This is a genomic window from Mesorhizobium sp. P2_F8, from assembly GCF_056403655.1.
The window spans coordinates 270,926-283,322 of the sequence record NZ_JBFUFB010000005.1 but is presented as its reverse complement, the minus strand read 5'-3'; the positions used below and the strand labels follow the sequence as shown (position 1 = coordinate 283,322).

The window sequence follows — 12,397 nt, the reverse complement described above, 5'->3', positions numbered from 1 at the left end:
GTTGCATTCCTTCTTCATGGCGCCCTGCTTGTCCGTCGACATAGCGTGCCAGGCTGCTTTGAACTCGGCATCCGATTTTCATCGTCTTCATCGCGGCGTCTGTGTAGAAGGCGGCCGACAGGTCGCCGAAGGCGTCAGCCGAAGTCGCTCCGGCAATCGGAGCGAGGGCAATCGCCCCAGGTACGCGATTCGTATTCTCATGATTTGCTCCTTGTGTGCTGAACGCTCTCCGGCGGCCGTCTCGATGCTGGTCCAGGGCAAAATCCCGGAATCTTCGCTTGCCGACTAAATCTTGCGGCGCGCGCGTGATGGCAACCAATGCAATCTGCCTATGGAGTTCATGCCACCTTGGCATTTCGCAAGCGGAAGGAGTTGCGGCAGTCTTTCCATCAAACGCCCAGTCTGGCGTTTTGGGGATGGAGACTGAAACATGCATATCCAGACCGGAACCGAAACCGACCAAGCCGTCTTTGCAAGACCTGCAGTCGATGACCGGGGGGTCGTGGACATTGTCCTGGCAAGCGACGCGCACGGCGCCTTCGTCTGGGGCGTCCTCGACCGCTTGCTTGACGACCCCAGCCTTTCCATCGGCAACATCACCGCGTCCGGCTTCGGTGCAATGGAGGCCGCCGTTCTGGCCTATGGCCTGGCCTTGGGCGGCCGGCGCGGCGCGCGGACGGCGCTCACCAACTTCTGGCGACGCGTCAGCCACGCATCGATTTTTGCCGCCGATGCCGCAAGCCCCCTGAGATCGATCCTGGAACAATCGATCGATATTGCGGTAATCCGCAACAAGGACCGCCCGCTGCAATTGAGCATCCTGGCCTTCAATGCCCGCACCGATGCGGTGAAGATCTTCGCCGGCGATCAGTTGTCGATCGACGCGATCCTTGCGGCCGCCACGATCCCGTTCCTCTTCCCGCCGGTCGAGATCGACGGTGACAGCTATTGGGGCGACGGCGACCTTTCGGCTTTGCGGGCCCTGCAGCTAGACACCGATCATCGGCTGGTGGTCACCGGCAAGCCGGCACTGTTCACGACGCCGTGCGCGGATCGCCGCCTCGCCGCCAGCCATTGTGCGATGAAGCCCGCCGCAACCCACGTCATCTTCGACAGCCAATACCGCGCCGGCGCAGCACTGTTCACAAGGCCCTGGACCGACTGGGGTGAACTGACCGACATGCGTGACCGAGGACGCGAACGTGCCGGGGACTGGCTTTTGGCCGATCTTTCCGTGGCGGAGGACCACCCGGCCTTCGACCGCGGAACCTAATAGATCTAGGCGCCTCCCTCCCGCCTGGCCGCGCCTGTTTCGGCCGCTCCCGAATGCAGGTGCCAAGCCCTCCGGTGCCCCCGCCGGAGGGCTTTTTGCGTGCGGCCTCTCAACATAGTGGCCGCGTATCAAATCCATGCCGAGACAGCATTTCAGCTCAGGGGCCTGATCGGGGACACTGCTTGCAGACAGGCCGCAAGGCCAGTCTTTCCCTCGAAACGCAACCAGGAGACACGACTGTGATCAACACCAAGACCCTCATCGGATCGGCCCTCGCTGCCGCCACTTCGCTCGCCGCGACGGCGGCCTATAGCGGCCCCGCTGCCAAGCCCGGCTTCGCCTTCGAGAAATGCTACGGCGTCGTCAAGGCCGGCCAGAACGACTGTCAGACCGCGACGCATTCCTGCGCCGGCACGGCCACCGCCGACAACCAGCCGGATTCATGGCTCTACGTGCCCGCCGGCAGCTGCGCCAAGATTGCCGGCGGCAGCGACAAGCCGAAAGCCTGAACCATCCAGACTTCACGCCAACCCCTTGAAAGGAGCAGACCGATGTCCCGTGCGTTGCAGCCCCTCCCGATCCCCGCATCAGCGGGCATCGGTCTTCGCTCCCCTCACATCGGTGAAATGCTGACCCGCAGGCCTTCCGCTGGCTGGCTCGAGGTTCATGCCGAGAATTACATGGGAGACGGCGCCGGCGTCGAGGCGCTGGAACAGTTGCGCCAGACCTATCCGTTGTCGGTACATGGTGTCGGCCTGTCGCTGGGCAGCGCGCGAGGATTGGATCGCCATCATCTCGAGCGGTTGCGCAAGGTCTGCGAGCGCTTCCAGCCCGATCTTGTTTCCGAGCACCTCGCCTGGAGCGTCGCCGACGGCGCCTATCTCAACGATCTGCTGCCGCTACGCTATGATGAAGAGGCGCTGGCGATCGTGGCGCGCAATGTCGCGACCGTCCAGGATACGCTGAAGCGTCAGGTGCTGATCGAAAATCTGTCCGCCTATGTCGCCTTTGCCGACTCCTCTATGAACGAGGCTGAATTCCTGGCCGAACTCGTGGCGCGGACCGGTTGCGGTCTGCTGCTGGACGTCAACAACGTCCAGGTCTCGGCGCACAATTTGCAATATGATGCCAGAGCCTTCATCGACGCGCTGCCGACCGATGCCATCGGCGAGATCCATCTCGCCGGCCACGCGACGAACCAGGTCGGGGCCGACACCGTGCTCATCGACGATCATGGCTCGCGTGTGCCGCCGGTCGTCTGGAGCCTTTACCAGCATGTCATAGGCCGGCTCGGACCGCGCCCCACCCTGATCGAATGGGACACCGATGTCCCGGTTCTCGATGTACTGCTTGGCGAAGCCATGTGGGCCGACATGCTCACCGCTTCGATCATGTTCAACCGCAAGCAGGCTGCGAGACACGCTGAAACAGCCAAACCCCGACCGATGTCCCTCACCCGCTTCGAAAGCGTGGGGACCAGCATGCCGGTGCTGGCGGCATTCGCTGCCGCCAAGGCCGGAGCAACCATACCGGTAGCGTTGACGCCAATGGAAGGAGGATACGATGTTGCCGCTTGAAAACCTGCAGACCACCATGGCGCGCTCGGTGCTTGCCATCGAACCAATGGTCTCCGCGAAAATGCTGACCGCCGGCAAGGCCGATCCATTGGCCCGCCTGCGCATCTACCAGAACAACACGCGCAGTTCGCTCACTGCGGTGTTGATGGCGGTCTTTCCCGTCACCGTGCGCCTGGTCGACGAACGCTTCTTCCGTTTCGTGGCGAGCGAATTCATCCGACGCCATCCGCCGGTGGAGACGCGGCTGTCGCGCTACGGCGCCGGCTTCCCGCGCTTCCTGAAGACGATCGACACGCTGTCCGACATGCCGATCGTCGCCGAAACGGCGCGGCTCGAATGGGCCATCGCCGAGGCACTCGATACGGCTTCGCTGCCAGCCCGCAGCCTTGCGGACTATGACAAAATCGACCTGGGACCTTCACCCGATATCCTGCTGCAGCCATCGCTGAGGCTGATCGTTTCACACTGGTCGATTCTATCGGTGTGGACGGCGCACCAGCGGGGCACAACAGTCGATCGGCATTGCACCTGGGCGAGACGTCCCGAACGCGTGGCGTTGTGGCGGACCGGGAACAGCGTCCGCCTAATTCTCCTCGACCGAGCAGACTTCGCCTTCCGGCATTCTCTCAAGCACGGCCTCGGCCTCGAACATGGTGCAAGCCGCGCGCTTGCGCTCGAACCGAACTTCGAACTCGTGTCCGCGCTCGTGCGTCTGTTCGCTGACGGGCTTGTCACAAACGTGCGCATCACAGTGCATTCCCTCTCAAACTGATGGAGACAGTCATGACCGCAATTTCAGATCATCCCTCGACCAGCCCGAGCGGCTTGGTCGGCCTCTGCCGGCGCATCATCAAGCTGCCCGAACGCATTCCATTTTCGCTGATCCAGCTTGCGGCCCGTGTCGCGGTCGGACATGTCTTCTGGCAATCCGCGCAGTCGAAACTGGCATCCTGGCCGGTCACGCTGCAACTGTTTGCCAATGAATACAATCTGCCGTTCATCGATCCGTCGATCGCGGCGCCGCTCGCGACGGCCGCAGAACTCACGGGCTCGGTGTTGATTTTCCTGGGGCTGTTTTCGCGCCTTGCAGCGCTGATGCTGCTCGGCGTCGTGTCTGTCATCCAGATCTTCGTTTATCCGGAAAACTGGGCAGAGCACCTGCTGTGGGCGTCGCTGCTGCTGCTTGTGCTGACGCGCGGGGCTGGCGTCTTCTCGCTTGACCATATCGCCGAGCGGACCTTTTCGGCATCGAGAAAATGAACATTTCGATCGAGTGGGAACAGCACGGTGCGCGTCTTCATCGTTCACGCCCACCCCGAGCCCAACAGCTTCAATGGCGCCCTGACCAGCGCGGCGCAGGGGGCGTTGTCTGCGGCGGGACACGAGGTCGTTGTTTCCGATCTCTACGCCATGGGCTTCAATCCAGTATCAGATCGCCGCAACTTCACGACCGTGCGCGACGCGACCTACTACCGCCAGCAGGCTGAGGAGGCGAATGCGGCCGCCCACGACGGATTTGCTCCAGACATCCAGGCGGAGATGGACAAGCTTTTCTGGTGCGACGTCTTGATCCTGCAGTTTCCGCTCTGATGGTTCGGGCTGCCGGCGATCCTCAAGGGCTGGGTTGACCGAGTGTTCGCGTCGGGCGGCAGGATCTATGGTGGCGGCAAATGGTATGATCGCGGCGTCTTCGCGGGAAAGCGCGCGATGTGTTCCGTCACAATCGGCGGACCGCCGCCGATCTATTCGAGCCGAGGACTGAACGGCCCGATCGACGCAATCCTGTTCCCGATCAACCACGGCATGCTCTACTTTGTCGGCTTCACGGTGATCGAACCGTTCCTTGTGCACGCACCAGCGCGCGTCAGCGACGGCGAACGCCGGATCTGCCTCGATCGTTACCGTGAACGCGTCCTCAGCCTCGCGCATGCCCCCACTATCGCTTATCCGAAGCTCGCGGACTTCGACGACGCCCATGTCTTGAAATCGGCGTGAGAGAAGCACTGTTCAGCTTACTGGTCCGGACGCCACACGCCGACCGCGGTTCCTGAGCTAGCAGGTTTGCTCTGATGCACCGACGATTTGAGGTCCTGCTCTCGCTGAGAATTTTCAGGCAGCGATCACGTTGCTGTGAAGTTGTAACAGTCGGTCGCCACGGGGCGAACAATGGACTGTTACGGCGAGGCCATCCTGGTGACGGGAGCAGGCTTGTCGCCCGTGGCTAGTGTTTGGGATCGAGCTGGAGGAGAAAGCCGATGCTGGAGCGCAACAAGGACAATCAGCCCAATCAGGAAAAACTGGAAGCGCTGCTGGGAAAGATGGTCGACGATCTCGGCGCCATCACCACCGGAGCGGCGGTACTGCTGGGAGACAGGCTTGGCCTGTTCTCGGCCATGAGCGAGGGCGGCAAGATGACCGCCGGCCAACTCGCCAACAGGACCGGCACGCAGGAACGGCTGGTCCGCGAATGGCTCTCGGCGCAGGCGGCAGCCGGCTATGTCGAATATGACGAGGCCGGCGACAGCTTCTACCTCAGCCCCGAGCAGGAGCAGGTCTTCGTCAACGAGGACAGCCCGGCCTTCATGGCCGGCGCGTTTGAGGTGGTCTCGACGCTGTGGCTTGATGAGGAGAAGGTCAGGCAGGCCTTCCGCTCCGGCAAGGGGCTCGGCTGGCACGATCACAGCGCTTGCCTGTTCCGCGGCACCGAACGTTTCTTCCGGCCGGGCTACAACGCCAATCTGATCGGCTCCTGGCTGCCGGCGCTCGACGGTGTCGTCGAGAAGCTGGAGCGCGGCATAGACGTCGCCGATGTCGGATGCGGCCACGGCGCCTCGACCGTGCTGATGGCCAAGGCCTTCCCGAACTCGCGCTTCACCGGCTTCGACTATCACGCCCCGTCGATCGAGCGCGCCCGGGCCGCGGCGAAGGAGGCCGGCGTTGCCGGCAACACCAGCTTCGAGGTGGCGCCGGCCAAGGATTTCCCCGGCACCTATGATCTTGTCGCCTTCTTCGACTGCCTGCACGACATGGGCGATCCGGAAGGCGCGGCCAAACATGTGCACAAGGCACTGAAGCCGGACGGCACTTGGATGATCGTCGAGCCCTTCGCCAACGACCAGCTTTCGGCGAACCTGAATCCGGTCGGCCGCATCTACTACGCCGCCTCGACCTTCATCTGCACGCCTGCCTCGCTGTCGCAGGAGGTTGGGCTGGGGCTCGGCGCACAGGCCGGCGAGGCAAGGCTGCGCAAGGTCGTATCCGGCGGCGGGTTCAAGCGGTTCCGCCGCGCCACCGAGACACCGTTCAATATGGTCCTCGAGGCACGCCGTTAAGGTGATGCGCACAAGAAGGCGACCCTCGACGTCAAGGGCTTTTGCAAGGGCGCACTCGTCAAGACCGGAGACCGGACCTTCTGCGTCGTCGGTGAATGGAACGACATGGACAGCCTAGCGGCGGCACGACCGCAGATGATCGGTTTGCTGGATACGATGCGCGGCATGCTGGAGGATCTCGGCGGCGACCTCGRCGTGACCGATCCCGTCTCGGGAACCGTCGTTGCCGACATCGGGTGAAGCGGCGGAGCCAAAAACCGAACGCCGCCGCAACCGAACGTCCGGCAATGCGCCTCGATCTCGGCACACGCAATGTCTACTTTAAGTTAGCGGGCAAGTCGGCCGTCGCAACCGGCCTGAGGCGCGAAGCAGACCCGCCTTTGCGCACGCCGTTCTACGCTGTAGCCCTCTCCCTTTTTGAAAACTCTTTGGGCGCAGATCGGACTTGCCAGATCGGAGATGGAGAATGCCAGTTCAGCTGAAGTGAGCTACGGACACGAAAACAATTTTCGGCAGCGAAAGTCGTCACCGAAACTACGCTAACGGCGCCGTTTGTACCCCTCACTCCCACTCGATTGTGCCGGGCGGCTTTGAGGTGACGTCGTAGACGACACGGTTGATGCCGCGGACTTCGTTGATGATGCGGGTGGCGGCGGCACCCAGGAACGCCATGTCGTAGTGGTAGAAATCCGCCGTCATGCCATCGACAGAGGTGACGGCGCGCAGCGCGCAGACGAACTCGTAGGTGCGGCCATCGCCCATCACGCCGACAGTCTGCACCGGCAGCAGCACGGCGAAGGCCTGCCAGATGGCGTCATAGAGGCCGGCCTTGCGTATCTCGTCGAGATAGATGGCGTCGGCCTCGCGCAGGATCTCCAGCTTCTCGCGGGTAATGCCGCCTGGGCAGCGGATGGCAAGGCCAGGGCCTGGGAACGGATGCCGGCCGATGAAGCTTTCGGGCAGGCCGAGCTCCTTGCCGAGCGCCCTCACCTCGTCCTTGAACAGTTCGCGCAGCGGCTCGACCAACTGCATGTTCATGCGCGCGGGCAGGCCGCCGACATTGTGGTGCGACTTGATGGTCACCGACGGGCCGCCGGTGAAGGAGACGCTTTCGATGACGTCGGGATAGAGCGTGCCTTGCGCCAGGAAGTCGGCGCCGCCGAGTTTCTTCGCCTCCTCCTCGAACACCTCGATGAACAGCCGGCCGATGGTCTTGCGCTTCTTCTCGGGATCGGTTTCGCCTTCCAGCGCCGAGATGAACTTGTCCGCGGCATCGACCAGGATCAGCGGCAGATTGTAGTGCTGGCGGAACATCGCCACCACGCCTGCCGCCTCGTCCTTGCGCATCAGCCCGTGGTCGACGAGGATGCAGGTCAGCTGGTCGCCGACCGCTTCGTGGATCAGAAGTGCGGCGACCGAGGAATCGACACCGCCCGACAGCGCGCAGATGACCTTGCCCTTGCCGACCTGCTTGCGGATCGCCTCGACCGCGTGTTCGCGGTAGGCGCGCATAGTCCAGTCGCCCTCGATGCCGGCGATGTTGTGGACGAAGTTGCGCAGCAGCCTTGCGCCGTCCGGGGTGTGCACCACCTCGGGGTGGAACATGATGCCGTACATCTTGCGCTCGACATTGCCGAAGATGGCGAAGGGCGAGCCTTCGGACTTGCCGAACACTTCGAAGCCCTTGGGCAAGGAGATGACGCGGTCACCATGGCTCATCCATACCTGGTGGCGCTGGCCGGGCGCCCACAGGCCCTCGAACAGCGGACTGTCCTTCTCGATCTCGACAAAGGCGCGGCCGAATTCGCGATGATCGGAGCTCTCGGCGACGCCGCCCATCTGCACGCACATCGCCATCTGGCCATAGCAGATGCCGAGCACCGGCACGCCGGCATCGAAGACGATCTGCGGGGCGCGCGGGCTGCCGATGTCCGACGTCGAGGCGGGGCCGCCGGACAGGATCACGGCTTTCGGATTGATGCGCTCGAACGCCGCCTCGGCCGACTGGAACGGCACGATCTCGGAAAACACGCCGGCCTCGCGGATGCGGCGGGCGATGAGCTGCGTAAACTGGCTGCCGAAATCGACAATCAGGACGGTGTCGGGATGATTGGCTGTTTTCATGGCGAGCGTTTAGAGAAAGAAATGAGTCGACGCAATGGGTTGCGGGGCCTTGCTGTCACTTCGATTCCACGACTTCACCTTCAGCGCCAGTGTCTTCATCCTTCGCCGCAGCCTGTCCGGCCGCAAGTGCTCGCAAAGCGCCCATCAGCGCCGTGAACCGCTCCTCGCCAATGCGACTGACATAGCGCCGCTCGATCTCCATCTTGACCCGATCGCCGTCGCGCAAGGCATCCAGCCCCTTGCTGGTGTAACGCACCATCTTGCCGCGGCCATCTTGCGGATCGGGCAGACGCTCGACGATCCCCTCCGCCTCGAGGCCGTCGAGCAGTTGCTGGATCGCCTGCTTGGAGATTGCCGAGCGTTCGATCAACGCCGACTGGCGCATGCCGTTCCTGGTGATGTGACCAAGCAGTCCGGCGCGTGCTTCGGTGAACCAGCCGTGACCGGCGGCGCGCATCGCGGCGGCGAATTCGGTCTGCCAGGCGCGGCTTGCCTGCCAAAGGCGCCAGCCGACGTGATCGGGCAGGGTGTCGATTTTTTCGTCAAGCTCCTTGACCATTTTCTCCAAACCCCATATAGTCAAGATACTTGACGATAAACATCCCGTCGAGGCTCTTTCGAACTCAAGCACGGACAGGGACCATGACAATTCTCGACAGGAACATGCTGGCCGTTATCATGGTTGGCACCACGCATGTCATCGACATGGGCGGCAAGGACGCCTTCATCCACTACGAAAACGAGAACCGGGCGCATATGCTGCTACCGGATGGTACCCTTTTCCATGGGATCTGGATGCTGCTCGACCACGGCTACAAGGTCGAATGGAAAGATGGCCCCACCGGCTCCTGGAAACTCGATCATACGCCAGGAGCGATCGACTATGTCGATGCGAGCGGCGCCGTGCGCGGGCGCATTTCGCGCATCGATTTCGGCGATCCGGAGAGCCTGGCGGCTTGATGCTATTTCCGGTCAGGCGCTCAGCAAGCCATCGCCGATCGCCTGTTCCAGCCGCCCGACCGCTGCGGCCAGTTTCTCGTCGATGACGTGTAGATATTCGGTCCAGTCGCCGACGTGCCGCAGATCCGCCGCGCCGTCGGAAATGCCGCGCAGCCCGATCAGCGGGATGTCGAACAGCTGGCAGGCGCGCAGGCAAGCGAAAGTCTCCATGTCGACCATGTCGGCGGCAATTGCGTCATAGGCGGCGCCGGTGACGATCGCGCCACCGGTGGACAGCGTTGCCTCCCTCAGGTCGGGTATCCTGAACGGCAGCGGCACGGTCACCGGCAGGTCAAGGAAAGGCGTCGCGCCCTTTTCGAAGCCGAGCGGCGAGGCGTCGATGTCGCGGTAGCCGACCGACACGGCCTGGTAGATTTCCGTCTGCTCCAGAGTCCGGCTGCCGGCCGAGCCGAGCGATACGACGAGGTCCGGCAGGGTCTTCCGAGACTTCAGCAAGGAGAGTTCGGCGCCCAGCTTGACGCCGGCCTCGACCGGTCCAACGCCGGTCATCAGCGGCGTGAACAGCCGCTTAAGGTGCGGGCCATACTCGGCCTCGGCAGCCATCACGAAGAGGACGCCCTTGCCGCCAAGCCGTACAATCTTACCCATCGGATCAGCCTTCGATGCCATCACGCCCGACCACCGTCATCATCGTTCCGGTCATGGTGGCGATCAGCTTGGCCTCGCCGTCGGCGGCAAAGGCATAGGCCTGGCCGTCGGCGACGATGATGGTGCGGCCGGGTTTTGTCACCGAACCGCGGAACAGGAAGCGTTCGCCCCTGCCCGGCGCCAGCAGATTGACCTTGAATTCGATGGTCAGCACGCCGGAGTTTTCCGGCATCAGCGAGAACGCGGCATAGCCACAGGCCGAGTCCAGCGCTGTCGAAATGACGCCGGCATGCAGGAAACCGTGCTGCTGGGTCAGTGCCGCCGAATAAGGCATCTCGATCTCGATGATGCCCGGCGTCACCAGCGTCAGTTCGGCGCCGATCGTGGCCATGGCCTGCTGGCGCGCAAAGGAGGTTCTGACGCGATCCTCATAGTCCGGGGCGGGTACGATCTTTGCTGCCATGGCCGCTGCCTTTCTTTATGCGGATAAGCTTATTGCAGAGGCATGGGCGGCAGGCAAATGCTTTTGCTGCACTGCAGCAAACCGATCTTAATTCAACCAGAGAAGCGATGCGTTGAGCAAGGTGGCAAACGCAACCCATGCCGCATATGGCGCGAACAGCCATGCGGATGTCCGGTCGCGGTTCCAGGCCGTGGCGATGAACAGCCCAATGCTGGCGAGAAGAAGCGCGATCACAACAAGCGCGAGCCCCATCATCTTGGCTCCGAAGAAGGTCGGCGACCATAGGAAGTTCAGCACCAGCTGGACGGCCCAGATTTTCATCGCGGCTCCCGACGACGCTTGCAGCCATGTCCGCCAGCCGGCCACGCCGATCAGGAGATAGAGGAGTGTCCAGGCAGGTGCAAAAACCCAGTTGGGTGGATTGAAGGGCGGCTTGGTGAGCGATGCATACCAGGCACCCGGCAGCGTCGCATAACCGATCAGCAGGCCCCCGCCGAGCACCACAATGACGAAAAGCAGAAGCGACAGATATCTTTGCAAGTATCCTATCCCTTGATCGCGGCCAGACGCCCGGCATCTGCAACTGGGGCGCTATCGCCGCCTGTCAACGGCAGCGTCAATTCGCCTTGCGCAACGCACAGAAGTAAAACCCATCCGTGCCGCTCAACGCCGGCGACAGCGAGACGTCGCCGGCCGGACCGATCCGCACGGCCGTCTTATGGCCGGGAAAACGGCTGTCCCAGAGCGCGCGATGATCGACCGGGACAAAGCCGCTGTTGCGATGCCGGAATGCCGCGACCTGCTCGCCATTCTCCTCGTCGAACACCGAGCAGGTGATGTAGACCAGCAAGCCGCCTGACTTGACGTAGGCTTTGGCGGCTTCGAGGATCGCTGACTGTTCGCCCTTGCGGGCGTCGAGCTGTCTTTGCGTCAGTCGCCATTTGGCATCGGGACGGCGCCGCCAGGTGCCGCTGCCGGTACAAGGCGCGTCGACCAGCACGATGTCCATATGGTTGCCGAGCGGAGCGAGTTCGGCCGGCTTGGTGACGACCTGCACATTGCGGTTTTCCGAGCGACGGATGCGGTCGAAGATCGGCGCCAGCCGCGCCTTTTCGGCGTCGTGGGCGAATATCTGGCCCCGATTGTCCATTGCAGCCGACAGCGCCAGTGTCTTGCCGCCGGCGCCGGCGCAGAAATCGAGCACCTGCATGCCGGCCTCGGCGCCGGCAAGGGCGGCCGCGACCTGCGAGCCTTCGTCCTGGACCTCGAACCAGCCTTTCTGGAAAGCCGGCTCGGCCTGCACGTTGGGGTGCCTGCCGTCGCCATCGATCGGCGGGATGCGGATGCCTTGCGGGGCGATGGCGGCAGGTTTGGCGCCGGTTCCCGTCAGCTCGGCCAGCACCTTGTCACGGTTGGCCTGCAACGTGTTGACTCTGATGTCGAGCGGCGGGCGCGTCGCCAGCGCCGCCCCCTCATCAGCCCAGGTGTCACCGAAGGTTTTCTCGAAAAGCGGCACGCACCAATCGGGTATGTCGGCCCGCACCGCGGCCGGTGCATCGGCGAGCCGGCGTTCGGAAATGGCCTGAAGCTCGGTGGCAGTCAGCAACGGCGGCGCGAATTTGTCACCGTCGAGCGCATCGTTCAGCGACTGCGCCGTCTGGCCCCATTCGAGCAACAGCGCGCCGAAGCCGATAGCGCGCGGCGTGTCTTCCCCCAACAGCCATCCGGCGGAACGCTTTCGGCGCAAGCCGTCATAGACGATGTTGCCGATCGCCGCGCGGTCGCCGCCGCCGGCGAAGCGGTGCGACAGGCCCCAATCCTTCAGCGCGTCCGCAACCGGCCGGTGACGCCGGCCGATGTCTTCCAGCACTTCGATGGCCGCAGCCAGCCGTCCGCCCAGTCGCATTCGTCATTCCATCAAATCGAGCACATGATCTCCGGGCCTGCTCTTAGAGCCTTTCGCGACTGGATTGAACCCCGCTTCCGTCTCATGCCGACGAGGTTGTCTTGACCGAGGCAG

At 63.2% G+C, this 12,397-nt stretch carries 14 protein-coding genes and 1 pseudogene; 9 read left to right on the top strand and 6 right to left on the bottom strand.

What is annotated here, in order from left to right; translation table 11 throughout:
* The first annotated feature begins 430 nt into the window (after positions 1-430).
* The 8 genes and pseudogenes from AC1DZP_RS14730 to AC1DZP_RS14695 all read left to right on the top strand — a co-directional run bounded on the left by AC1DZP_RS14730 (position 431) and on the right by AC1DZP_RS14695 (position 6,422).
* Positions 431-1,273, top strand: a complete 843-nt coding sequence (locus AC1DZP_RS14730) for a patatin-like phospholipase family protein (RefSeq protein ID WP_477303312.1) — start codon at positions 431-433, stop codon at positions 1,271-1,273.
* A gap of 239 nt (positions 1,274-1,512) precedes the next feature.
* Positions 1,513-1,782, top strand: coding sequence for a BufA1 family periplasmic bufferin-type metallophore (locus AC1DZP_RS14725; protein ID WP_095081018.1), 270 nt, complete (start codon positions 1,513-1,515; stop codon positions 1,780-1,782).
* Between the two features lie 42 nt (positions 1,783-1,824).
* Positions 1,825-2,850: an MNIO family bufferin maturase gene (gene bufB / locus AC1DZP_RS14720; protein ID WP_477303310.1), complete on the top strand. Its 1,026-nt coding sequence runs from the start codon at positions 1,825-1,827 to the stop codon at positions 2,848-2,850.
* On the top strand, positions 2,837-3,622 hold the full coding sequence (locus AC1DZP_RS14715; protein WP_477303308.1) for an HvfC/BufC family peptide modification chaperone: 786 nt from the start codon (positions 2,837-2,839) through the stop codon (positions 3,620-3,622). The genes bufB and AC1DZP_RS14715 overlap by 14 nt, the downstream gene beginning before the upstream one ends.
* Positions 3,623-3,633: 11 nt before the next feature.
* On the top strand, positions 3,634-4,110 hold the full coding sequence (locus tag AC1DZP_RS14710; protein WP_477225595.1) for a DoxX family protein: 477 nt from the start codon (positions 3,634-3,636) through the stop codon (positions 4,108-4,110).
* Positions 4,111-4,137: 27 nt separating this feature from the next.
* Positions 4,138-4,845, top strand: a pseudogene (locus AC1DZP_RS14705) (NAD(P)H-dependent oxidoreductase).
* Positions 4,846-5,105: 260 nt separating this feature from the next.
* Positions 5,106-6,182 carry a class I SAM-dependent methyltransferase gene (locus AC1DZP_RS14700; RefSeq protein ID WP_477303306.1) on the top strand — a complete coding sequence of 359 codons (1,077 nt, stop codon included), beginning with the start codon at positions 5,106-5,108 and terminating at the stop codon, positions 6,180-6,182.
* A gap of 105 nt (positions 6,183-6,287) precedes the next feature.
* Positions 6,288-6,422, top strand: coding sequence for a hypothetical protein (locus AC1DZP_RS14695; RefSeq protein WP_477303304.1), 135 nt, complete (start codon positions 6,288-6,290; stop codon positions 6,420-6,422).
* 321 nt (positions 6,423-6,743) lie between these two features.
* On the opposite strand, the gene guaA is transcribed toward AC1DZP_RS14695, so the two are convergent.
* Together guaA and AC1DZP_RS14685 are read right to left on the bottom strand one after the other, a co-directional pair.
* Entirely contained in the window at positions 6,744-8,306 is a 1,563-nt protein-coding gene (guaA, locus tag AC1DZP_RS14690) for a glutamine-hydrolyzing GMP synthase (RefSeq protein ID WP_477303303.1), read from the bottom strand.
* A gap of 55 nt (positions 8,307-8,361) precedes the next feature.
* The gene (locus tag AC1DZP_RS14685; protein ID WP_477303301.1) at positions 8,362-8,865 is read right to left on the bottom strand and encodes a MarR family winged helix-turn-helix transcriptional regulator; all 504 of its coding nucleotides are present in this window, start codon (positions 8,863-8,865) and stop codon (positions 8,362-8,364) included.
* Between the two features lie 83 nt (positions 8,866-8,948).
* Between AC1DZP_RS14685 and AC1DZP_RS14680 the strand changes: the two genes are divergently transcribed.
* Positions 8,949-9,266 (top strand): hypothetical protein, encoded by a 318-nt coding sequence (locus AC1DZP_RS14680; protein ID WP_477225544.1) that lies wholly within the window; start codon positions 8,949-8,951, stop codon positions 9,264-9,266.
* A 12-nt stretch (positions 9,267-9,278) separates the two neighbouring features.
* Here the strand turns inward: AC1DZP_RS14680 and AC1DZP_RS14675 are convergent, their stop codons facing one another.
* The 4 genes from AC1DZP_RS14675 to AC1DZP_RS14660 all read right to left on the bottom strand — a co-directional run bounded on the left by AC1DZP_RS14675 (position 9,279) and on the right by AC1DZP_RS14660 (position 12,283).
* Positions 9,279-9,914 carry a 5'-methylthioadenosine/S-adenosylhomocysteine nucleosidase gene (locus AC1DZP_RS14675; protein WP_477303299.1) on the bottom strand — a complete coding sequence of 212 codons (636 nt, stop codon included), beginning with the start codon at positions 9,912-9,914 and terminating at the stop codon, positions 9,279-9,281.
* Between the two features lie 4 nt (positions 9,915-9,918).
* Positions 9,919-10,377 carry a PaaI family thioesterase gene (locus tag AC1DZP_RS14670; RefSeq protein WP_095088397.1) on the bottom strand — a complete coding sequence of 153 codons (459 nt, stop codon included), beginning with the start codon at positions 10,375-10,377 and terminating at the stop codon, positions 9,919-9,921.
* A gap of 87 nt (positions 10,378-10,464) precedes the next feature.
* Positions 10,465-10,917: a TspO/MBR family protein gene (locus AC1DZP_RS14665; protein WP_477303297.1), complete on the bottom strand. Its 453-nt coding sequence runs from the start codon at positions 10,915-10,917 to the stop codon at positions 10,465-10,467.
* A 76-nt stretch (positions 10,918-10,993) separates the two neighbouring features.
* A complete protein-coding gene (locus AC1DZP_RS14660; RefSeq protein ID WP_477303295.1) occupies positions 10,994-12,283 on the bottom strand; it encodes an RsmB/NOP family class I SAM-dependent RNA methyltransferase in 1,290 nt (429 codons plus the stop codon).
* Positions 12,284-12,397: the final 114 nt, after the last annotated feature.